General features: G+C 36.1%; 18 protein-coding genes. 17 read left to right on the top strand and 1 reads right to left on the bottom strand.

All coding sequences use genetic code 11. The annotated features are described in order from the left end of the window. Nucleotides 1-12 precede the first annotated feature (12 nt). The 6 genes from JF259_RS11015 to JF259_RS10990 are packed head-to-tail and all read left to right on the top strand — an operon-like array spanning nucleotide 13 to nucleotide 7202. Nucleotides 13-1665, top strand: a complete 1653-nt coding sequence (locus JF259_RS11015; protein WP_199115383.1) for a beta-N-acetylhexosaminidase — start codon at nucleotides 13-15, stop codon at nucleotides 1663-1665. Between the two features lie 14 nt (nucleotides 1666-1679). Next, nucleotides 1680-2336 carry an RraA family protein gene (locus JF259_RS11010; protein ID WP_199115382.1) on the top strand — a complete coding sequence of 219 codons (657 nt, stop codon included), beginning with the start codon at nucleotides 1680-1682 and terminating at the stop codon, nucleotides 2334-2336. Next, complete coding sequence (locus JF259_RS11005) at nucleotides 2323-2613, top strand: UxaA family hydrolase (RefSeq protein ID WP_199115381.1); 291 nt, start codon at nucleotides 2323-2325, stop codon at nucleotides 2611-2613. Before JF259_RS11010 ends, JF259_RS11005 begins: the two co-directional genes overlap by 14 nt. Further along, nucleotides 2588-3826, top strand: coding sequence for a UxaA family hydrolase (locus JF259_RS11000; RefSeq protein ID WP_199115380.1), 1239 nt, complete (start codon nucleotides 2588-2590; stop codon nucleotides 3824-3826). Before JF259_RS11005 ends, JF259_RS11000 begins: the two co-directional genes overlap by 26 nt. Before the next feature lie 18 nt (nucleotides 3827-3844). Beyond that, nucleotides 3845-5098 (top strand): L-fucose:H+ symporter permease, encoded by a 1254-nt coding sequence (gene fucP / locus JF259_RS10995; RefSeq protein ID WP_199115379.1) that lies wholly within the window; start codon nucleotides 3845-3847, stop codon nucleotides 5096-5098. Between the two features lie 13 nt (nucleotides 5099-5111). Continuing rightward, nucleotides 5112-7202, top strand: coding sequence for an alpha-L-fucosidase (locus JF259_RS10990; protein WP_199115378.1), 2091 nt, complete (start codon nucleotides 5112-5114; stop codon nucleotides 7200-7202). Nucleotides 7203-7324: 122 nt separating this feature from the next. Here JF259_RS10990 and JF259_RS10985 read toward each other — a convergent pair whose 3' ends face one another. Beyond that, nucleotides 7325-8197 (bottom strand): AraC family transcriptional regulator, encoded by an 873-nt coding sequence (locus JF259_RS10985; protein WP_199115377.1) that lies wholly within the window; start codon nucleotides 8195-8197, stop codon nucleotides 7325-7327. Nucleotides 8198-8330: 133 nt separating this feature from the next. On the opposite strand from JF259_RS10985, the gene JF259_RS10980 reads away from it, so the two are divergent. The 11 genes from JF259_RS10980 (at nucleotide 8331) to JF259_RS10930 (ending at nucleotide 23316) form a co-directional block, all read left to right on the top strand. Continuing rightward, complete coding sequence (locus tag JF259_RS10980) at nucleotides 8331-9032, top strand: RraA family protein (protein WP_199115376.1); 702 nt, start codon at nucleotides 8331-8333, stop codon at nucleotides 9030-9032. 10 nt (nucleotides 9033-9042) lie between these two features. Further along, nucleotides 9043-9834, top strand: coding sequence for an SDR family NAD(P)-dependent oxidoreductase (locus JF259_RS10975; protein WP_199115375.1), 792 nt, complete (start codon nucleotides 9043-9045; stop codon nucleotides 9832-9834). 3 nt (nucleotides 9835-9837) lie between these two features. Next, nucleotides 9838-10971, top strand: coding sequence for a mandelate racemase/muconate lactonizing enzyme family protein (locus JF259_RS10970; protein ID WP_199115374.1), 1134 nt, complete (start codon nucleotides 9838-9840; stop codon nucleotides 10969-10971). Continuing rightward, nucleotides 10968-11843: a Rid family hydrolase gene (locus JF259_RS10965; protein WP_199115373.1), complete on the top strand. Its 876-nt coding sequence runs from the start codon at nucleotides 10968-10970 to the stop codon at nucleotides 11841-11843. The genes JF259_RS10970 and JF259_RS10965 overlap by 4 nt, the downstream gene beginning before the upstream one ends. Before the next feature lie 14 nt (nucleotides 11844-11857). Then, nucleotides 11858-12616, top strand: coding sequence for a creatininase family protein (locus JF259_RS10960; protein ID WP_199115372.1), 759 nt, complete (start codon nucleotides 11858-11860; stop codon nucleotides 12614-12616). Between the two features lie 96 nt (nucleotides 12617-12712). Then, entirely contained in the window at nucleotides 12713-14044 is a 1332-nt protein-coding gene (locus JF259_RS10955; protein WP_199115371.1) for a sugar porter family MFS transporter, read from the top strand. Between the two features lie 39 nt (nucleotides 14045-14083). After that, nucleotides 14084-15493: a Gfo/Idh/MocA family protein gene (locus tag JF259_RS10950; RefSeq protein ID WP_199115370.1), complete on the top strand. Its 1410-nt coding sequence runs from the start codon at nucleotides 14084-14086 to the stop codon at nucleotides 15491-15493. Between the two features lie 180 nt (nucleotides 15494-15673). Further along, nucleotides 15674-17842 carry an alpha-N-acetylglucosaminidase gene (locus tag JF259_RS10945; protein WP_199115369.1) on the top strand — a complete coding sequence of 723 codons (2169 nt, stop codon included), beginning with the start codon at nucleotides 15674-15676 and terminating at the stop codon, nucleotides 17840-17842. A gap of 106 nt (nucleotides 17843-17948) precedes the next feature. After that, on the top strand, nucleotides 17949-18521 hold the full coding sequence (locus JF259_RS10940; RefSeq protein ID WP_199115368.1) for an RNA polymerase sigma-70 factor: 573 nt from the start codon (nucleotides 17949-17951) through the stop codon (nucleotides 18519-18521). 150 nt (nucleotides 18522-18671) lie between these two features. Then, the gene (locus JF259_RS10935; RefSeq protein ID WP_199115367.1) at nucleotides 18672-19790 is read left to right on the top strand and encodes a FecR family protein; all 1119 of its coding nucleotides are present in this window, start codon (nucleotides 18672-18674) and stop codon (nucleotides 19788-19790) included. Between the two features lie 220 nt (nucleotides 19791-20010). Continuing rightward, complete coding sequence (locus JF259_RS10930) at nucleotides 20011-23316, top strand: TonB-dependent receptor (protein ID WP_199115366.1); 3306 nt, start codon at nucleotides 20011-20013, stop codon at nucleotides 23314-23316. Nucleotides 23317-23320 lie beyond the last annotated feature (4 nt).

Genomic DNA, 23320 nt, shown 5'->3' with positions numbered 1-23320 from the left:
TAATTTAAAAGAATGAATACCCTAAAAAGATTTTTTAAGAGAAGCATTTTGTTAATTGCTGTCTGTGTTTTGTTTGCCTGTAAAGATAAACAGCCAAACCTTACTAGTGCTGAAGTAAAGCTCAATTTAATACCTCAACCAAATTTCGTAAAGACATACATCGAAAAATTTGTTATAAATGAGAATACGGTTGTTTATTATCCTGAATCGAATCAAGAATTAAAAAAACAAGCAGATATAGTAAAAGAAATTGTTTTTGAACACACAGGCTTGAAACTGTCATTAGAGGGATATTTTAAAATTCCAGAAGGAGGAATTATTCTTACTAAGTCCAAAGGAAATGAATCTTTTCCGACCGATGAGTCCTACCAATTAGAAATAACAAGTCAAAATGTTTTACTTTCTGCTACAACAATTAAAGGTCTATTTTATGGGATACAAACATTTAGGCAGCTTTTACCACTTGAAAATAATAATAAAACTGTAGAAGTTACGTGTTTAGACATTAAAGATACGCCTCGATTACCTTATAGAGGGATGATGCTTGATCCTGCAAGACATTTTCTTCCAGCTCAGGATATAAAAAAATATATTGACGCCATTGCTATGTATAAATTTAACACCCTACACTTGCATCTTTCCGATGATCAAGGCTGGCGTATAGAGATTAAAAAATATCCTAAACTTATGGAATTGGCTACTGTAAGAAAAGAGACTGATGCCGATGGTATTCCACATGGAGGGTATTATACACAAGAGGAACTAAAAGATATAGTAGCTTATGCCAAAGAACGATTTATTGAAGTTATTCCTGAATTGGATGTTCCTGGACATAGTCAGGCAATGCTTGTAGCCTATCCCGAGTTAACTTGTTTTCCTGATGATTTTGAAGTTAGAACTACACCAGGGGTTTCTAAAAATTTGCTATGTGCTGGTAATGAAAAAGTATTTGAGTTTTATGGTAATGTATATAAAGAATTAGCTCCCATTTTTACAGCAGAAAAGTTTCATATAGGTGGAGATGAAGCGCCTTTGGATCACTGGAAAGAATGTCCTAAATGCCAAAAGAGGATTAAGGATAATAATTTAGAAAGTCCTCAGCATCTTATGAGCTATTTTTTTGAACGGATAAGTGATACCTTGGCAAAACATGGCAAGACTCCTCAAATATGGTATGAGTTAGATGTACCATTTTATCCAGAAACCAGTACCATGTATACATGGCGTGGTGGTTTAACCCCAAAAACTATAGAGAAATCCAGGGAGATGGGGTATAAGCTTATTTGCTCACCGGGAGAACATGCCTATTTCGATTATCCGCAAGCCAAAGGGGAAGAAACATGCGATTGGATGGCTTACTTACCTTTAGAGCAAGTATACAAACTCGATCCCGGATATGGATTACCAGAAGATCAGCAAGCTCACATTATTGGTGTAGAGGCTACTATTTGGGGAGAATATGTTAAAGACATTGACAGAGCATTCTATATGACCTTCCCAAGGGCGATGGCCTTAGTTGAAGCAGGTTGGACCCAAATGGATAATAGAGGCTGGGATGATTTTAAATCCAGGCTTAAGAACAATCTACAAATATTGGAAAGAAAAGGCATTAATTATAGAGAGCCAAAAGAGTTGGCAAACGACGAATTTTATTTAAACAATTAATATTAAAACAACTTATGAGCATAAATGATGATTTATCGAACAGGCTGGAAAAATGCTATTCCGGTGCAGTTTACGATGTTTTGAGAGCGATGGGTTGCCCCAACCAAACATTACCAAATAATATCCGCCCCTTGGATGTAGATAAAAAATTGGCAGGCCCCGTTTATACAGTTAGTGGTAAATATGATGCTAGTTTCGATCCACATGAAACCTTATTAAATTGGACTGGATTGCTTTCCAAAGCACCTAAGGGCAGTGTGGTGATATGCCAACCCAATGATGATACGCTTTCACACATGGGAGAATTATCATCAGAAACATTACAGCTTAGAGGGATAAGAGGTTATATTGTTGATGGAGGATGTAGGGATTCAGCGTTTATTAAAGATATTGGATTTAAGGTATTCTGTAAATATTATACACCTGTAGATGTTGTGGGTAGATGGATGGCATATGGTTATGGTGAACCTATCAGTATTGGAGGTGTACAAATTCATTCAGGTGATTATGTTATGGCCGATAGGGATGGCGTAGTAGTTATACCCCGAGATATGGTAGAAGAGGTTGTTCTTAAAACAGAGGAAGTCCTTAAGACAGAAAGTTTAGTGAGGAAAGCAATTATGGAAGGCGTAGATCCACAAGAAGCCTATTTAAAATATGGAAAATTCTAAGCAGTTAATTAAGCTTTCCAATAACGACAATGTATTGGTGCTTACAGTAGATTTAAACGTAGGCGATGTTTTTACTTATGCCGGAACGGATTATAAAGTAGCAGAAGCAATTGCTTTAGGACATAAAATAGCTGCGAAAAGTATTAATGAAGGTGAAAAAATAATAAAATTCAATATGTCTATTGGGAGTGCTACCAGAGATATTAAAATAGGAGAGCATATTCATCTTCATAATATGAAAAGTGATTTTATTGATACGCATACTAGGGAAAGTTGATGATAATAACAGTAAAGAAATGGAATTGAAAGGATACCAACGAAAGGATGGGAGAAAGGGCATACGAAACGTTATATTGGTAGCGTATCTGGTAGAATGTGCCCATCATGTAGCTTCTGAAATAGCAAGGCCTTTTAGAGATGATAACGTGCAAGTAATAGGTTTTGGAGGGTGTTATCCAAACGAATATGCTGCTAAAATAATGAAACAGTTGTGTGCGCACCCTAATGTTGGTGGGGTGCTGTTGGTGTCTTTGGGTTGCGAAAGTTTTAACAGAAACAAGCTTTCCGATGCGATAAAGGAATCAGGAAGACCTGTTGAAACACTGGTTATTCAAAATTGTGGAGGGACATCCAAAACCATTGAAAAAGGCAGGGAATGGATTAAGAATACACTTGAAGCATTTAAGAAAACAATATCGGTAAATATATCGGTCAAAGATCTAATGATAGGAACAATATGTGGTGGATCGGATGCAACAAGTGGTATTACTGCAAATCCATCGGTAGGTTTGACTTTTGATAAACTGGTAAAAAACAATAGCACAGTTATTTTTGAAGAGACAGGTGAAATGATAGGCTGTTTTGAGGATATTATAAAACGTGCAGAAACTCCATTATTGGCAAAAGAACTTCAAAAAGCGTTAGACAAAGCAGCTAGGTATTATACTATAATGGGTTATGGCAGTTTTGCACCGGGGAATGCCGATGGAGGTTTGACTACCATAGAAGAGAAGTCATTGGGAGCCTATGCCAAATGTGGAAGTGCTCTAATTTCTGGATTGATAAAACCTGGTGACTTGCCAAATAAGCCTGGGCTTTTTTTGATGGATATTGTTCCTGATGGTGAACCTAGATTTGGTTTTCCGAATATAAATGATAATTCAGAAATTACCGAACTCATTGCTTCGGGGTGTCATATCATTCTATTTACAACTGGGAGAGGCTCTGTTGTGGGGTCTGCTATTTCACCAGTAGTAAAAATATGTGGTAACCCGGACACCTATGAACGCATGTCTGATGACATGGATGTTAATGCAGGAAAGATTATTTCTTCCACTGCCACATTGGAAGAAGTAGCAGAGGAAATTTATGTTAAAGTAATAGAAACAGCTTCAGGAATACCAACAGCTTCAGAACGTTTGGGGCATCAAGAATCTGTAATCACCTATAAAACGTTCGAACCCATCGGGCCTAACTGTTTGGTCGGTTAAAATAGATGTATTAAGTGTATGAGTAAATCCAGAAAATTTTCCAGATTGCCCTTTGTTTTAATAACGAGTTTATTCCTAGTATGGGGTTTGTTCAATAACATGACCGATACGCTTTTGGCGGCTTTTAAGCGCATTATGAGCATGACGGATTTTCAAACCTCATGGATACAAACAGCTTTCTATGGCTCGTATTTTTGTTTGGCAATTCCAGCGGCATTATATATAAAAAGATTTACCTATAAGTCTGGCGTTTTGTTGGGTTTAGGCTTGTTTATAGGAGGAGCCATGCTGTTTTACCCAGCAAGTATAAGCATGAAGTACGCACATTTTTTAATCGCATTATTTGTTCTAGCTGGTGGATTGGCCATTTTAGAAACTACGGCCAATCCGTATATTATTGCCATGGGACCAGAAGAAACAGCTACAAGGCGTTTGAATTTGGCCCAATCCTTTAATCCCATTGGGTCAATACTAGGTATAATCATAGGGAAACTATTTATTCTGTCCCATTTAAATATGGCTACTGCAGAAGAACGAGGACAAATGGACAAGGCTAGTTTGGATGCTATACAATTTGAAGAGTTAAATGCGGTCATGGGACCTTACGTAATAGTGGCTTTGCTTTTAGTTACCCTATGGGGTATTATTTACTTTGTAAAGATGCCAGTAGCATCAGATGACGCTCAGGATTTTAATGTATTTCCTAAAGTAAAAAGATTACTAAAAAATAATAATTACTTAATGGGAATCGTCGCACAGTTTTTTTATTGTGGAGCACAAATTGGAGTTTGGTCTTTTACCATTAGGTATGTTATGCAAGAGTTTAATTTAAACGAGCAAGAAGCTTCTAATTACTACTTGGCATCTATAGTTTTATTTATGTTTTCACGGTTTATTTGTACCTGGTTAATGCAATTTATTCAGCCAAAAAAGCTATTGGTTGTTTTGGCATTTATAGCTATGCTTGCTACAACAAGTGTTATTTTTATTAAGGGAGCCATAGGCGTATATTCATTGGTTTTAATTTCGGCATGTATGTCGTTAATGTATCCAACCATTTTTGGTTTAGCGATTAAAGGCTTAAAGGACGATACCAAAATAGCAAGTTCTGGTTTGGTTATGGCCATAGTGGGAGGGGCTGTTTTAACACCGCTTCAGGGTCTGGTTTCAGATGGATTGCAAAGTATCAGCTATTCTTATTTTATTCCATTATTCTCGTTTGGGGTAATTCTATTTTATGGATTAATTGTTTCCAAAAAAGTCGAAAATTAAAATATTTAAAGTCATGAAAATTAAAGGATTTTTTATAATAGTAGTTATGCTACTTAGTTGCAAAACAGAAGTAGTTGAACCTCCAGTTCCTTTTGGACCACTACCCACCAAGAGTCAATTAGCATGGCACGATATAGAGTTTTATGCTTTTATACATTTAACCATTAATACTTTTACAGATAAGGAATGGGGCTTTGGGGATGAGTCTCCACAATTATTTAATCCTACGGCGTTCGATGCAGAGCAAATAGTGCTTTCATGTAAAAATGCAGGTATGAAAGGTTTGGTTTTAACCGCAAAGCATCATGATGGATTTTGCCTGTGGCCTACCAAAACTACGGAGCATAATATATCAAAGTCACCTTATAAGGATGGAAAAGGGGATATTGTTAAGGAAATTGTTGATGCATGTAGAAAACATGGGTTACAAGTAGGCATGTATTTATCACCTTGGGATAGAAATACAGCAACCTATGGAACTCAGGAGTATATAACAATGTTTAGAGCGCAATTAACGGAATTATTAACAAACTATGGTGATGTTTTTGAAGTGTGGTTTGATGGGGCTAATGGAGGTTCTGGATATTACGGAGGAGCTAACGAGGAACGTAAAATAGACAGGTTATCGTATTACGATTGGGAGAACACCTTTAACCTTATTTATGAATTACAACCTAATGCGGTGATTTTTTCTGATTTAGGACCAGGAGCAAGATGGGTTGGTACCGAAGCGGGATATTCAGGAGACCCATGCTGGCATCGTTATACACCCCATGGAAGAAATGGTAATAAACCTGGAATAGGTGAAACCATGTATTTAGAAGCATTAAATGGACATAGGGAAGGTGATTTTTGGATACCTGCTGAGACAAATACGTCGATTCGTCCTGGGTGGTTTTACCATGAACATGAAGATGATAAGGTAAAATCGCCAGAACGATTGGTAAAATTATATTATGAAAGTTTAGGACATGGTACCAATTTAATATTGAATTTACCTCCAGACAGAAGAGGCTTAATACATGAAAATGATATTGCTTCTTTGACCAAGTTTAAAGAAATAATTGATGCTACTTTTTCAACAAATTTGGCAGAAGGAGCTGTTATTAGTGCAAGTAATGTTCGTGGAAATTCACCTCAATACAGTGCGGATAATCTGCTAGATGATAGCCAACAAACATATTGGACTACAGATAATGATATTACGGAATCAAATCTAGTTGTGGAATTTCCCAAGGAAACAGAATTTAACGTGATTAATTTGCGTGAATACATTCCATTGGGTCAGCGTATATGGGGTTGGGCTATAGATAAATGGGAAGATAATTCTTGGAAAGAATTTGCTAAAGGAGAATCAATTGGGAATAGAAGGCTATGGAAAGGAGCCTTGCAAATCACCAATAAAATAAGAATTAGAATTACTGAAGCTCCTGTTTGTCCAGCATTAACAGAAATATCGGTGCATTTAGAACCCGTACAATTAGCTCCTCCTATAATACAGAGAACAGAAACGGGAAACATTAAAATTACAAGTAACGGATTTATTAGATACACATTAGACGGTAGCGATCCAACCGAACAATCAGCTATTTATGAGAATGAAATACCTTTTGAAAAAGGAGGAACTATAAAATCTAAGGTTTTTTATAAAGATAAAAGCAGCGAAATAGCAACTTCTACATTTACTCATAGTAAACACCTATGGAATATTATTGAGGCTAGTTCTTCAGTAAAAAACAGAGAGGCTACTAAGCTTATCGATGATAATGAACGAACTTTTTGGCAATCTGATGACAGGGATAAAAAAAGGGACATAGTAATTGATTTTGGAGAGATTTTAAATATAAAAGGCTTTAGTGTTTTACCACGGCAAAGCGAAATAAAGAATGGTATCATAACACATTATGAGTTTTATACGAGTTTAGATAGTGAAAAATGGAAATTGGCAAAAGCTGGGGAATTCTCAAATATTGTAAATAACCCGATAGAACAATTTGTGAGTTTAGATGCAATTGAAAAGGCGAAGTTTATAAAGTTTAAAGCCGTTAAGGTCTATGAAGCTAATTATGCAAGATTAGCTGAGTTAGGGGTTATAGTTGATTAATTTAACACTTTAATAAAAAGATTATGTATTATGTGGGCTTCATAGTAAATTTAGATATGAAATAAATTAAAGATTTATTAAGTAAATCCATTCAGCAAAAAGTATCGGTATTGTAAATAATTTTAAGATAGAAGAATATGTTGTGTAGGAGTTATGCCTGTATAGCGTTTAAAGACAGTTGCAAAGTATGATGACGAACTAAAAGCTAAATTATAGGCCACATCCTGTATACTATTCGTTTTAATGAGTAATTGTTCCTTGGATTTTTCAATTTTTTGCCTCAAAATATAATCTGTTGGAGAGTATCCCATTTCCTTTTTAAACTTGTACTTAAAATGGGATAGTGATAAGTTGCTTAATTGTGCTAAATGTTCTAAAGGAAGTGACTCGTTAAGGTTATCATTAATAAAAGCACATGTTTCGGATATGTCCTTACTTATGGTTTGATTAGAATGTTTATTGCCAAATTCTAGAACGTTTAATAGGAAGTGCAGTAATAGATTGGTTATTTTAATCTTATCCAATCCTTTTATAGGATGCTTGCAAATTTGGTAAATGGCATTAAGATCATGTTTTAATCTATCAGAACCTTTAAATTTCCTATTTGATTTTAGGCTCATAAAACTCTCTATAAATAATTTTGTCTCTTTTTTTGTTAAATTTAAAAGACGTCTATTTTTATCGGGCACTTCCATAATAAGCCAAAATAAACGCCCGCGCTCCTCAGGAAAACTTTTGGTACCATGCTCCTCCCCTGGAAAAGTCAACAAAAGGTCGCCTCCATTGATTCTGTAATCCTCTCCCTGGATATGATAATACTGTGTACCCTTTTCAAGAAAGCATATTTCTATCATGTTCTCATGCACATGCATTTCCAGACTTTTGTTCATTTGCCGGTAGTTGTAGGAACCCAAAACCTTTATGCAGTCAAATCCTAAACCTTCCAAATCAATTATTTGGCGCTCTTCCGTAGAGACTTTATCAAGTTCTTGCATCTTTGAAATAGTATTATCGTACTAAAATTAATAATATTTTTTAAACTTTTAGTTTCCTTTGGTTATTTAGAGACAAAGACAAAGAAATGCGGTCGATAATAGAGATCATTAAATTTTAAAAGAAGACACTACTATGAACAAAGGGATAACGTGGGAAAATGACCAAGAACTTTTCAAAATAGCTAAAGAGGAATTGTTTGTTGCCTTAGTTGGAGACGTATTGGATAAAATGGGGTACTTGCATCAATTTCTTTCACCAAATATAAAACCACTAAGAAAAGATATGGTTACCATAGGAAGGGCTATGCCTGTGCTGGAAGCCGATACTTTTGAAGAATCTCCGAAGCAAACAAACAATCCCCTAATGAAGAAGCCTTTCGGAATTATGTTTGAAGCGTTGGATAGTTTAAAGGAGAATGAAGTTTATATATGTTCGGGGGCATCACCCAGATACGCTTTATGGGGCGGTTTAATGAGTACAAGGGCTTTAAAATTAAAAGCTGCAGGAGCCATTGTTGATGGGTATTCAAGAGATACCAATGAAATTGAGAAGTTAAATTTTCCAACATTTTCATTGGGAACCTATGCCCAAGACCAGGGGCCTAGAGGAAAAGTTATCGATTACCGTGTGCCTATTGAATTTAATGGCGTTCGTATAAATCCGGGAGATATAGTTTATGGCGATAGAGATGGCGTACTGATAATTCCCCAAGAAATAGAAAAAGAAGCCTTTACGGGCGCTATTGAAAAAGCTAGAGGTGAAAAACTGGTACAAAAGGCCTTGGAGGAAGGGATGAGTACCGTGGATGCTTTTGAAAAATTTGGAATCATGTAATTATTTAAGGATGGATTTATCAAATAAAAATATTTTAGTTACTGGAGCCGCAGGTTTTGGTGTTGGTCATGGTGTTGCTACTGCGTTATCAAAAATGGGAGCTCGAGTTATAGTGAATGCAAGAAAATTAGATGAAGCTCAGCAAGCAGCCAGTAAACTTTCTAATAATGCTATCGCCGTAGCTGCTGATATAACAAATGAAACTGAGGTAGATGCCATGTTTGAAACCTTGGCTAAACAAGTAGGCGTCATACATGGTTTAGTAAATAATGCGGGCATCGGATTAAGTAAAGAAGCACATAAAGTAACCGATCAGGAGTTTGACAATCTATACAATATAGATGTAAGAGCAGTATGGAAACTATCTAAATTATTTGCTAATCAGCTTATCAAAAGTAATACAGTAGGCAGTATCATCAACATTTCTTCCGTACATGCTTCAGCAACCATTGCTAAGTACGCCGTTTATGCCAGTGCAAAAAGTGCAGTGGAAGGTTTAACCAGGGGGATGGCGGTAGAATTGGGAAAACACCATATAAGGGTAAATGCAGTAGCGCCTGGTTATGTACATGCAGAACAGAATTTTGAGCTGATTAAAACATTTGCCGATGACCCCGAACTTTGGGTAGAACATCATACCAAAGACTATCAAAGTTTACCATTTGAAATACAAGCCGAAGATTGTGGAAATGTCGTTGGCTTTTTAGCTTCCGAATTTAGTAGGGCCATTACCGGTCAGGTGATTTATGTAGATAACGGAACCACCTCTATGCTGTATAACAATTCATTTATAGAAAAATAGCACATGAAAATTAGTAGGATTACTTGTTTTGAAGTTATAGTTCCGGCACACCCCGGAGCTATTGAAAGTAAAGGGTTCAATAAAGGGCTGCATAAATTGCCTTTAGGAGCTAAAGCAGGTTGGAGTGTGCAATTTGATGAAGTGCCAAAACTACTAGTCCAATTAGAATTGAAGAATGGTATCATTGGATGGGGAGAACTATATAGAAGCCACAATTGGTCAACAGTAGACGCGATATGCGAATTATTGATTGGGCAAGATATTGAATCGTTAACTTTACAAAAATTACCTTTTGCCTTTTCAAGGGAGTACGATGGTTTTGAGTGCGCCATTTGGGATGCTTATGCAAAACTAAAAGGCATGCGCGTAGTAGACTTATTAGGTGGGTCTGTAAAAGACAAGGTGAAAGTAGGCGCATGGTCCAGTCATCGCAGTCAAGAAGATATCGCAGATTTGGCTTTAAAATTTCAAAATATGGGCTATACCTGTATGAAATTCAAAAGCGATTTAGAAGACGATGTTGTAGGATGGTGTAGAACAATTGCTGAAACCGCACCGGAAATGCAGGTTATCTTAGACCCCAATGAGCGTTGGTTACATGCTTTTGAGGCAAAAAAGCGCATTGATGGTTTACAGGAAATAGGCAATATTTTATGTCTCGAAGACCCGCTTCCACGTTGGCAATTAAACGAGTACCACCAATTAAGAAACTACGCATCCGTACCCATAGTACTTCATGTATCGTTGCCTTATATCATTCATGGACAAAGGATAAAAGATAGTATTCAGGCTATTCAGCTAAGTGCAGTGGATGGCTTTAATTTTAATTGCGGATTAGCAGATTTTCAGAGACTGGACCATATAGCGTCGGCTGCAGAATTAAACTGTTGGCACGGCTCCGAAATAGACCTTGGTATTTTAGAAGCCATGTACATGCATTCAGCGGCAGCTGCGGCTTCCTGCAATTGGCCAAGCGATATTTTTGGACGATTAATCCGTGAGCACGACCTATTAAAATCACCGCTAAAAATAGAGGCGCCCTATGCCCATTTACCAGAAGGATTGGGCTTAGGTATTGAGGTAGATATGGACGCTGTTAAACATTACCAAACAAAACAAAAAGCATATACATTATGAACAACCCATTTACTGGTATAGATAAAAACAAAGAAGACATTTGGGACATGGTGGTCAAAAGAGATATTGAGGCTTTTGTAAACCAAGACTGGAAAATGGTTGAAAATGATTTTCATGAAGATGGCTTCATGGGAATTGATGGAGGAAAATCCCAAAATATTGATCAATGGAAATTAAGCTTTCCAAATTTAGAAAGTTATAAAACCTCATGGCTTCAGCAAGCTAAAGAGTTTCATGAAACCGCATGGGGAGAAGATGTAACCGAAGCATTACATCGAGTAACCATATTGCAGGACATAGAAATTATAGGAGACGCAGCATTACTACATAAAAAGTTTGTTGGGGATATAAAAAAAGCAGATGGAAGTCATGTAGAAACAAATTGGCAAACACTTTATAGATGTAGAAAAATAAACGGTCACTGGAAAATGGTTGGGTTTACAGGGTATTTACCATTTTTTAATATCAATTCCAATTCAAATCTACAAGCGGCAAAACAGATGCCTGCAAATGCAAGTCAACATATTACAGCGGGGCCTTATTCACCGGTTTTAGAAGTGAACCCTACTAAACTGGTTGTTATTTCCGGGCAAGCGGCCATAGATAAACAAGGAAACGTTATTGGAGATACTATAGAGGAACAAACGGTTTACATGATGGATAATTGCAGTATACAATTAGCGTCAGCAGGATGTACTCTAAACGATGTATTCAAAGTAAATGTATTTATAAAAGACCTGGCCGATTGGCCAAGATTCAATGCTGTTTATAAAAATTACTTTAAAGACCCTAAGCCCGTTCGTACGGCAGTGCAAACAGGATTGTTAATGAATTTGGTTGTCGAAATTGAAATGTGGGCTGCTAAAAAATAAGAAAACATACAGTTATGATTTGGGATCAATTAACAACTGAGCAAATAGGCAGGATACCGAAAAACATTCCGGTTATTCTTACCATGGCAGCTACAGAACAACATGGAAAGCATTTGCCGCTGGCAACCGATAGGCTAATTGGAGAACATTTTGTTAATGAGCTGCATATAGCCATCCCCGATAAGGTGTTGGTCCTGCCAACCGTTAGTATAGGTTGCTCTTCACACCATATGGATTTTTCGGGAACACTTACCATTAGTCATGATACATTTGTTAGGCAAGTGGAAGATATTGTAAAATCGGTCATACAGCATGGATTTACCAATATTATTCTTTTAAATAGTCATGGTGGCAATCAAGCCGTTGGTCAATTATTGGTAGAAAAGTTAGGCTATGAAAACCCTACAATAAATATCGTTATGGTGACATGGTGGAAACTAGCATCAGAGGCTTTATTCTCCTTAAATGAAAGTGGTAAAGGAGGGGTTGGACATGCTTGTGAATTTGAAACGTCTCTCATGTTATTAATAGCGCCTCATTTAGTACATCTTGATAAGATTGAAAAAGGAATGCACACAAAAACGTTTTCTTGGTCCGAAGGAGATATGTTACGCGGCCCCAAGGCATCCTATTACAGGTCAACTAAAGAAATGACCACTAATGGTGTTTTTGGAGATCCGGAATATGGAACTTTAGAAAAAGGAAAACAAATCTCCAAATTGGTTATAGATGATTTAAAAAATATCATTAATGACCTGTTAACAACGGAATAAGTATAAATATTAATACATAAATAGGTATAACTAAAACTTAAATATACCATAAGAGAACGTTAGATATGGCAACTAAAAAACAATAAATACAATCAGATGAAAGGAAAACTTATTTTATACACCTTGGTCGCAGCAATTGGAGGCCTTTTATACGGGTTTGATACCGCCGTTATTAACGGAGCTCTGCCTTTTTTTAAATCGTTTTTCCAATTAAGCGACGTCATGACGGGTTGGGCAGTAAGTTCGGCTTTATTAGGTTGTATAATTGGAGCCATAGGTATAGGTAAGCCAGGCGATATATATGGTAGAAGGGAAATGCTTAAACTCTCTGCGTTGTTATTTTTGGTTTCTGCTATTGGTACAGGACTTGCACCAGAAATCAATAGTTTTATTCTGTTTAGGTTTATTGGTGGCTTGGCCGTTGGTGCGGCTTCGGTGCTTTCACCCATTTACATTTCAGAAATAGCCCCTGCTACACATAGGGGGAGACTCATAATCACCTTTCAATTGGCATTGGTTGTAGGTATATTGGTTGCCTTTTTTGTGGATTATATTTTAATAGATACAGGCAAAAACAATTGGCGTTATATGTTTATTTCAGAGGCCATACCGGCATTGGCCTTTCTGCTCCTGCTTCTAAAAGTACGTAAAAGTCCGAGATGGTTAATGCAAATTGGAGACCAAAAAGCAGCTAAGGCGACCATAGTAGAGGTAAACCCCGAGGCCAATATTCAAAGTATTATCAACGAGATAGAAACCTCAATTAAGTTGGAACAAGAAGGCAAGCAAGAAAAACTATTTAAGAAGCCCAATTTAAAGTTTACCTTGATAGGGATTTGCATAGGATTGTTCAGTCAGTTTACAGGTGTAGCTATTGTCTTTTACTATGCAACCGATATATTTAGGGCAGCTGGTTTTTCTACAGATTCAGCCATTGGTCAAACCGTTATCCTTGGAGCTACGAATTTGATTTTTACCATATTGGCCATGACCTTAATCGATAAGGTGGGAAGGAAAAAGCTATTGTATGTAGGCACCATAGGAATGTCTATATCCCTAGGTGTTTTCTCTTGGGCATTTTATACAGGAAATACAGAAGGTTGGTTATTATTAGGGATTCTTATTTGCTATGTGGCGTTTTTTGCATCTTCCATGGGAGCTGTTGTATTTGTACTGTTGGCGGAGATATTCCCAAATAACATACGGTCTAGGGGGATGGCTTTAGGCTCGTTTTCCAATTGGATTATAAACGGATCCATTACGTTTATGTTTCCAATAGTAGTAGGCGCTTTTAGCGAAGGTAAAGGCATTGGCTATAGTTTTGCCTTTTTTTCCATAATGACGCTTTTAGGGTTCTTTTTCTTCAAAACGTTTTTATTTGAAACCACAAATAAAACATTGGAAGAAATTGAGTTTGAGAATAAATGATGCAACTTTTATCACATAATTAATTATAAAAAGAAAAAGATGAAAAGTAATTTCAGTAGACGGGAAGCATTAAAGCGAATCGGATTAGGGTCGGCAGCAGTAACCGTTGGAGCAATAGGTGTTGTGAATGCGAGTTCAAAAGAAGGGATTGATACACAATATATTGAGGAAGAAGAGAAACAACCCCTAAATTTTGATCAACCCATAACGGCAATTGTCCTTGGAGCTGGTGGGCGAGGCAATGTATATGCCGGTTATGCTCTTGAAAACCCAAAAGAGTTAAACATTATAGGCGTAGCAGAACCAATTAAATACAGAAGGGATAACTTTTCCAAATCCCATAATATTTCAGAAAACAATCAATTTACTACCTGGGAACATGTATTTGAACGCCCTAAGTTTGCAGATGCCGTTATTATAACAACACCCGATGCCCTGCATTATGGCCCTGCAATGAAAGCCATTGAAATGGGATATGATGTATTACTGGAAAAAGCCATTGCACAATCTTGGGACGAATGTTATGATATTTTGAAACAACAACGCAAGTATGGTAAAATTGTAGGTATATGTCATGTGTTGCGATATGCTCCCTATTTTGTTAAGATGAAGGAAATTATCGATTCCGGTAAAATTGGAGAGGTTGTTAGTGTGCAACACTTTGAACCTGTTGAGCATATCCACATGTCGCATTCGTTTGTACGTGGTAATTGGGGGAATTCAAAAAAATCAACGCCCATGATTCTTTCAAAATCCTGTCATGACACCGATATTATACGCTGGCTGGTTGGTAAACCTTGTAAAAAAGTATCATCTTTTGGTTCTTTAAAATTGTTTAAGCCTGAGAATGCACCCAAAGGCAGTACAAAACGTTGTACCGATGGTTGCACGGTGGAGCGGGAATGTCCATTTTCGGCAATAAAAGTATATGCGGAAAGAAAATCATTTTTGCACCACTTAAAATTGGAAAATCACGATACAGATTCCACTATGGAGTTGCTAAAAACAAGCCCCTATGGTCGCTGTGTGTACCATTGCGATAATGATGTTGTAGACCATCAGGTAGTCAATATGCAATTTGAAGATGATATTACGGCTTCATTTTCCATGGAAGGCCTTACCAGTTATGGAGGCAGACGTACACGCATCATGGGGACTATGGGTGATATTGTTGGCGATATGGACAGTATGACCGTTTTTGATTTTAGAACTCGGGAGCAAAAACACTGGACGGCTAAAGATATTAATGATGGTATTTACGCTGGTCATGGTCATGGCGGTGGCGATATGCGTTTGGCAAGGGACTTTGTAAGAGCCGTAAAACTACAGGATCCTACACAGTTAACGTCTACAATAGAAGCCTCAATGGAAAGTCATTTAATAGGATTCCAAGCCGAAAAAAGCCGTCTTAAAGGGGGTAAAGTCCTTGATGTGAATTTAAAGGTGTGATTTTTTTGAATCTAAAAAACATTAAAGATATAGTTTTAGTTAAGCAGTAAAACTCGATTCAAATTAGTTTCCATAGATTGAACGCTCCATTAACTAGTGGTCTTTTAAATATTAAATATAGTGAATAGGTTATAAACCCGTATGGAGCGATACGGCTTAGAATGCTACAATAGCTTTAAAATGAAACACATTATCAGTAAATTTAATTTTATTCTCATACTTATCGTATGTGCTATGGGGTGTTCCCAAAAGTCAAACCATAAAGAAGAAAAATCACCAGCGAGTGAAGTTTTATATAGGTTAATAGGAGAAAGAGCAAAAGCAATACAATTTTATTCCATACCTAGTGATAGCTTAAACCCAAACAAGATGGTTTATGAAATAGAAGCTAGCAACGGTATTTTAAAAGTTGGAGGAAACACTGGAGTGGCACAATGTAAAGGTGCATACACTTACCTCAAAGAGGCTTGTAATAGTATGATTTCATGGGGAGGAAATAATATTCAAATCCCCGAAACTTGGCCTGATTATACAAAGAAACGAGAGGTGTGTCCTTTTCAATATACCTTACAAGATAATATTTGTGGTTTTGGTTATACTACACCCTATTATCAATGGGAAGATTGGCTAAGATATCTGGATATAATGGCTATACATGGCTATAATATGATGTTGGCTCCAATAGGAACCGAAGCTATTTGGAAAGAGGTTTGGCATAAATATGGGTTCACCACTGCAGAGTTGGAAGAATACTTTACGGGACCAGCTTATTTACCATGGCACAGAATGGGAAATATTAATAAGCATGGAGGTCCCATTCCGAGTGATTATTTTGAAAAAATAAAGACGCTTCAAAAGAAAATATTAAAGCAGATGCGATCCATTGGGATACATCCTGTCGCTTCTGCTTTTGCTGGGTTTGTTCCTAAGGAATTTGAAGCGAAATTTCCTGATGCTAAAGTTAGGCATGTTGATGGATGGGTAGGTTTTAAAGGGGATAATACAACGCATATTTTACATCCTCTGTCGCCTTACTATAAAAAGATTGGAAAAGATTTTATTGATACTTGGAAAAAAGAATTTGGAGAGGTAGACTTTTTCTTGGCCGATGCCTTTAATGAGTTAAGACCCCCTGTTAGTGATGAATCTGAAGAAGTCCTACAAAAAGAATTAGCTGAATTTGGAAACGCTATATACGCATCGATTATTGAGGCAGATGAAGATGCAACATGGCTAATGATGGGCTGGTTATTTATGGATAAAGGATTTTGGACCAACGACAGGGCAAAAGCATTATTGAGTACGATTCCAGATGATAGGATGATGGTATTGGATCTATATGCAGAGACAAGTCCATTTTATAAAAGCATGGATGATTTTTTTGGTAAGAGCTGGATGTATAGTATAATACCCAATTGGGGTGGAGCTTCTCAAATAGGAGGTTTATTAACACAATACGGACATTTAATTCCAGAGATAGCAAAAACAAAAGCAGACGGAAAGCTAAAAGCCTTTGGTTTTTCTCCAGAAGGGACAGAAATCAATGAGGTAATTTATGAGTTGGCATCAGATGCCATGTGGAGTGATACAACATTGGATTATAAAGATTGGTTGGTATCATATTGCAATAATCGATATGGTATGAAATCAGAAAAATTGTATGAAGCCTGGTTGTTATTATGTCATTCTATTTATAATAAAGAAATCGATCATGCCGTAAACAGGATCCAGTCTAACCCGATCACTTTAGCGAGTTCCTATCATGTTTTACCTAAAGCAGATGAGAATGTTAATGAAGCTTTAAGTTTGTTTTTAGAAGAATACCAGACATTTAAGAACAATCAACTTTATATAAATGATCTTATCGAATTGGCTACATACAAATACATGGCTATTGCAGATGCTTTGATAATGGATTTAAGGGGTAATATAAGCCAACGAACAGTAATGGAATCTGACAAACAAATGGAACAGGTTTCCGATTTGGTGGTTAAAATAGATGACATGTTATCACAGCATAGTTTATATAATTTAGAAAGATGGGTTGCTAAAGCAAGAAGTTGGGGAGTGGACAAGGGACAAAGTAATTATTATGAATCGGATGCTAAGCGAATTATTACGGTTTGGGGAAGTGGTTTAACCGAGTATGCGTCAAGATTATGGAACGGACTTTTAAAGGATTACTATTTGGCCAGATGGCAGGCTTGGTATAATACTCAAAAGGAAGGAAAGGAATTTGATGTAAAAAAGTGGGAGGGCCATTGGATAAATAGTCCTTATGAGTCTTCGAAGAATGAAAGCGATGTTGATATAATGTTGTTAATAAAAGAACTCGAATTAACTATTTAAGTATTTCTATATGTTTGGTAGGGCGTATTTTGGATTTATCAGATATTTTTTGAAAAAATGGTTTTTGTTCATAACTTTAAAGTAAAATTAATGACAAATTAGTGTTATGCTTAAAATTAAAGAGGATAGGGAATTGTATAAACTTGTAGAACTGAATAATGAACAGGCGTTTAGAGCTTTGCATGATAGGTATGCTGCAAAATTGTTTTTATATGCTTTTAATATTATTAGGAATAAGCAAGTTTGTGAAGACATTGTTCAGAACATCTTTATTGATATTTGGAACAAAAGACAAAGTAAGAATATAAGAAATATAAAATCATATCTTTTCAAGGCTATAAAATATCAAATATTTAATTATTTCAGAGGTCTAAGAATTTACCAAGAGGATATTACAAGATTAAACATTGTTGACATTTCCATTAATGCTTCCCAAAAAATGGAGTATCATGAATTGGAAGAAGCCATTCATTCATCGGTAAATAAATTGCCCAAGCGGTGTAAGCTAATTTTTGAGTTGAGTAGATTTCAATTTAAATCTAATAAGGAAATTTCTGAAGAGTTGAAGATATCAATTCAAGCAGTTAAAAATCAAATTTCAAAAGCACTTTCCCTAATAAAAAAAGACCTTCACGAAGATGGAGTGATTTTATACTTTATCTGTACTCCTTTATTCTGATTATCAAAATATTGGTGGTTAATTGTGTTCTGCATTTAGTGTTTTAAAGTAACTACATGTGAAAAAAAACATTTTTGACGTGTACCATTAGGTCTTTTTTGTTACTTAATAATGAGAAGTATGGGTATCACATATAAAATATAACCCAAAATGAATAAAAAACAAGCAAAAAAGCTTTTTGCAAAGTATGTTAACAATGAGTGTTCAGACAAAGAGCGTAAATTGTTAGAGGCATTTTTAGAGTCTTATCAAGATATACATGGAAAATGGCCAAAGGCTATTGTTGGAAGTAAGAAGGCATTCGAGAAAAGCTCCTGGTTAAAAATAGATGCTAAGATTAATAAAAAGAAAAGAAGCCACTCTTTTGACCCTTATTTTAAGTATGCTGCAATTTTTGTGGTTTTTTTAGGGCTTGCCTATTTATATCGACAAGGTACTTTTACAAAACCTAACGAACAACTTATTATATCGGAAGAGACAATTACACTTCAGCTTGAGAGTGGCATGATAGAAGTTATAAATGAAGGTGGTACAAGGCAAATAAGAGATGAACAGGGTAACGTTATAGGAGTTCAAAAGGGAAATCAATTAATCTACGACAACAATAGTGTTACAACAGAAAAATTAGTTTATAATACGTTGAAAGTGCCCTACGGAAAGCGATTTCAGGTAAAGTTGTCCGATGGTACTCTTGTAAATATTAATGCAGGGTCTTCCCTAAAATATCCTATCAATTTTATTAAAGGACAAAAGCGACAAGTATTTATTGAAGGCGAAATGTATTTTAATGTGGTTAAGGATAGCGAACACCCATTTGTTGTTACTGCTAACGATATTGATGTACAAGTATTGGGTACACAATTCAATATTTCCTCTTTTCCAGAAGATGACAAGATAAATACGGTGTTGGTAGAAGGGGCTGTAAGCATTTTTGATAAACCATCTTCTTCAAGAACGAATTTGAAACCAGGCTTTTTGGCTTCTTGGGATAAAACAACAAAGAGCATGGTTGTGGAAGAAGCAGACATAGGGATGCATACGGCATGGATTGATGGCCGTATAATTTTTAGACATATTAGCTTTGATAATGTTATAAAAAAATTAGAACGATATTATAATGTTTCAATTGTAAATAACGATTCTGAATTAGGAAAAAGAATCCTTGCGGCTAGTTTCGATATTGAAACCATTCAAGAAGTGTTTGATGCATTTAGGGAATATTATGGAATAGATTATACCATTTCAGATAATAAAATAATAATTAATTAAAAATAGATATGCCTATGGTTTAAATTAAAATACTCTATAGAAAAACAATGAATTATTCACTGCTTTAGGCAGTTGAAAAAGAAAAATCGAAAGATGCAGCGAACATCTTCCGATTTATTATAGTGATTAAAATTATTAACCACCTAAACAAAACAAAAATATGAAAAAAGTACTTAGGTTAAGGAAGTATATTTCTTTTCCATTAAAATTTGACTTAAAAATGAAACTAACCACACTCTTTTTAATAGTTTCTTTATTTCAACTTCAGGCTAATGAGTCCTATAGTCAAAGAACTAAGATTACTATGGAACTTAATGGTGTAAGTTTGGAAAAAGTCTTAGATAAGATTGAATCTTTAACAGAGTTTAAGTTTTTATACGACTATGAGCATATAAACTATAAAAAAGTTGTTTCTGTTAAAGCTAAGAACGAAAGGGTGTCCTCTATTTTAGATAGATTGTTTGAAGGCTCTAATATTGAATATAAAGTTTTAAAAAAACAAATAATAATTAAGAGAAATGAACACCTTGTTGACCCTAAAGTAAGCAACAATGATGATTCATTAATAGAACTTCAGCAAATTCAAGTTAGCGGTACCATCAAAGATACCAATGGGCAACCCTTACCTGGGGCTACCATCTTAGAAAAAGGAACAACCAATGGAACCCAAACCGATTTCGATGGAAAGTTCTCTATAGAGGTTGCTTCAAGTGATGCTGTATTGGTAATTTCTTATGTCGGTTTTGCAACCCAGGAGATATCTGTTGCCAATCAAACAAACATCAACATCCAATTGGCTGAAGATGTAAGTGCACTTCAAGAAGTTGTTTTGGTAGGTTACGGTAAACAAAAAATAACAAGTGTGACTTCAGCCATAACATCTGTAGATATTGAAGAGTTGGGAAATGTTACAACCTCCAATATTGCAGCTGCATTACAAGGCCGTACACCAGGTTTATATATACGCGATGCAGGTTATAATCAGGGGCTGTCTCTTCAGGTAAGGGGGGCTACAACCATAGGTAACAATTCTCCGTTATTTATTGTAGACGGCGTTCCGCAGGATTTACTTTCTGTCGATCCTAATGATATTGCAGCAATTTCGGTGTTAAAAGATGGAGCTGCCTCTGCAATTTATGGATCTAGGGCAGCAGCTGGTGTAGTTATAGTAGAGACAAAATCAGGGAAAAACAAAAAGCCCACATTTAATTTTGAAAGCTTTGTAAGCTTTAGTGACTTAACGACTACTCAAAAATCAGCCAATTCAATACAATCGGCCAATATTATGAATGAGGCTTCTGTGAATTCTGGCGGACAACCCTTATTCACCGCTGAAGATATTGCCAAGTTTGAATCAGGAAGCGATCCGGCCTATCCAGATACCGATTGGAAGAAGGAGTTTCTAAAGACCGAAATTACCCAACGATATTTCTTAAGTGCAACAGGAGGGAGTGAAAAATCATCCTATTATTTTTCTTTAGGTTATAGAAATGCCGATGGGATTGTAAAGTCGGGCATAGATAGAAAACAATACAGTTTAAGATCCAATTTAAAGACTAAGTTGCGGGATAACATCGATTTGGATGTTAATTTAAGCTATGTGATGTCCAACAATACAGCACCTAATGTAAATGCGGGTCTTGATAATATTTATCAGCATATGAACTCTACCGCACCTTTTTTACCGGTGAGAAATGCTGATGGCGAATTTGAGTTTTTTAATCAGGCAGGATCTTATGGAAGGGGCTTTTGGAACGTGATGTGGGAGTTGGAAGCTGGTACGTCCAATACCAAAAGCAAAGCGTTTACTGCAAATACGAATTTAACTTGGGAGATCATAGATGGTCTTAAGTTAATTGGTCGTTATTCTTTAATTTCCGGTACTAGTAAATCAGTTTCAAGTATCTACAAGCGTTCTACCACAGGTGGGCCACCATGGTTTTCAGACATCAACAGCCTTGGTCAAACATGGCGTGATAATAACCAATACAATGCCCAAACATTTTTAAGTTATGATAAGTCTATCGATAAGCACAATATTGGTGTTTTGGCAGGATGGGATTTACAATTTAATGAAGATTCCTTTATCAGTGCAGGACGGAGAAATTTCCAGTTTGACAATTTATTAACGGAGTTTAGCGCACCTAACTCAGGGGATACAGACGATATCACAGGATTAAGCAGTAATACTACTGAAAATGCATTGCAATCAGCTGTTGGTAGAATAAACTATAATTACGACGAAAAGTACTTTATTGAACTAACGGGACGTTATGACGGATCATCAATATTTGCACCTGAAAACAGGTACGGATTTTTTCCTTCAGCTTCATTAGGTTGGGCTATCGACAAAGAGGATTTCTTTAGCTCAAACATTATTGACCGTCTTAAATTTAGAGCGTCTTATGGTACAACAGGTAACAATAGAGTATCAGGTAGTTACTTTTCTAATATAGCTTTTGGTACTTATATTTTTGGAATGGGCGATACCGTTGTTCCAACAGCAGCAGAAGGAGGCGTGCCTTTTAGGGATTTAAAATGGGAAACCACTAACACAACCAATTTTGGTCTGGACTTTTCATTAAATCATGGATTGCTATCTGGCTCTTTAGATTATTATATTAAAGAAACAAAAGATATCCTTTTGGGTAGTCCTGTTCCAGGTACCGTTGGAACATTTAGAGGAGGGCCAGCCATTAATGCCGGTAATGTTCAAAATAAAGGGTTCGAATTAATATTAAATCATAGCAATACATTATCCAATGGTTTTAAATATGGTATCTCAATCAATGGAACTTATAATACCAATAAGATAACAGAACTAACAGATGCATTTTCCGAATTTAGTACATCTTACCGAGTAGGAGATGCATTAGGTACCGTTTATGGGTATGTGGCCGATGGTATTTTGTCTTCACAAGCAGAGGTAGATGCTTATAAAGCAGAAATAACGTCTGGTGTAAGTCCTAATACCACTATGGGAGATATTAAATATGTAGATCAAAATGGAGATGGTAAATTGAATTTTGAAGACAATGTTGCCATTGCAGAAACGCTACCAAAAATAACTTATGGTATTAACTTAAACGCAGAATGGAAGCGTTTCGACTTACAATTGTTTTTCCAAGGAACAGGGAAATCTAAAGAACATAGAGCTAATGATTTATTTGGAAATTCAGGATGGATTCCGGAAGAAGCCAACGATGCTTGGAGTGCAGATAATACGAATGGTACTTATCCAAGATTGTTGCTATTTGCACAGCAAACCTATTTCCAAAACTTTTATACAACATCCAGTTATTGGACTTTTAAATCGAATTACTTCAGATTAAAGAATCTCCAGTTAGGGTATACACTACCAATTAATGACAATAAGTACATTGATAAGGCACGACTGTATTTTACAGGTACTAATTTGTTGACGATATCTGATTTCAGACCAGGGTTTGACCCTGAGACTGGAGGTAATGGTTTGGTAGTTCCACCATTGAAAACCTTTACATTGGGAGTAAATATTAATTTCTAAAAAG

It is taken from the genome of Snuella sedimenti, from assembly GCF_016428595.1.
In the GTDB taxonomy this organism is placed as follows: domain Bacteria; phylum Bacteroidota; class Bacteroidia; order Flavobacteriales; family Flavobacteriaceae; genus Snuella; species Snuella sedimenti.
Note: the sequence above shows the minus strand (reverse complement) of the source record. Positions and strands in the feature narration are given on the sequence as shown.

Bases quoted from the DNA above. Each gene is read 5' to 3' on its own strand.
- JF259_RS10965 (WP_199115373.1), top strand. From the start codon at position 10,968: ATGAACAACCCATTTACTGGTATAGATAAAAACAAAGAAGACATTTGG.
- JF259_RS10960 (WP_199115372.1), top strand. From the start codon at position 11,858: ATGATTTGGGATCAATTAACAACTGAGCAAATAGGCAGGATACCGAAA.
- JF259_RS10990 (WP_199115378.1), top strand. From the start codon at position 5,112: ATGAAAATTAAAGGATTTTTTATAATAGTAGTTATGCTACTTAGTTGC.
- JF259_RS10955 (WP_199115371.1), top strand. From the start codon at position 12,713: ATGAAAGGAAAACTTATTTTATACACCTTGGTCGCAGCAATTGGAGGC.
- JF259_RS10950 (WP_199115370.1), top strand. From the start codon at position 14,084: ATGAAAAGTAATTTCAGTAGACGGGAAGCATTAAAGCGAATCGGATTA.
- JF259_RS10935 (WP_199115367.1), top strand. From the start codon at position 18,672: ATGAATAAAAAACAAGCAAAAAAGCTTTTTGCAAAGTATGTTAACAAT.
- JF259_RS10980 (WP_199115376.1), top strand. From the start codon at position 8,331: ATGAACAAAGGGATAACGTGGGAAAATGACCAAGAACTTTTCAAAATA.
- JF259_RS10985 (WP_199115377.1), bottom strand. From the start codon at position 8,197: ATGCAAGAACTTGATAAAGTCTCTACGGAAGAGCGCCAAATAATTGAT.
- JF259_RS10945 (WP_199115369.1), top strand. From the start codon at position 15,674: ATGAAACACATTATCAGTAAATTTAATTTTATTCTCATACTTATCGTA.
- JF259_RS10930 (WP_199115366.1), top strand. From the start codon at position 20,011: ATGAAACTAACCACACTCTTTTTAATAGTTTCTTTATTTCAACTTCAG.
- JF259_RS10970 (WP_199115374.1), top strand. From the start codon at position 9,838: ATGAAAATTAGTAGGATTACTTGTTTTGAAGTTATAGTTCCGGCACAC.
- JF259_RS10975 (WP_199115375.1), top strand. From the start codon at position 9,043: ATGGATTTATCAAATAAAAATATTTTAGTTACTGGAGCCGCAGGTTTT.
- JF259_RS10940 (WP_199115368.1), top strand. From the start codon at position 17,949: ATGCTTAAAATTAAAGAGGATAGGGAATTGTATAAACTTGTAGAACTG.
- fucP (WP_199115379.1), top strand. From the start codon at position 3,845: ATGAGTAAATCCAGAAAATTTTCCAGATTGCCCTTTGTTTTAATAACG.
- JF259_RS11015 (WP_199115383.1), top strand. From the start codon at position 13: ATGAATACCCTAAAAAGATTTTTTAAGAGAAGCATTTTGTTAATTGCT.
- JF259_RS11005 (WP_199115381.1), top strand. From the start codon at position 2,323: ATGGAAAATTCTAAGCAGTTAATTAAGCTTTCCAATAACGACAATGTA.
- JF259_RS11010 (WP_199115382.1), top strand. From the start codon at position 1,680: ATGAGCATAAATGATGATTTATCGAACAGGCTGGAAAAATGCTATTCC.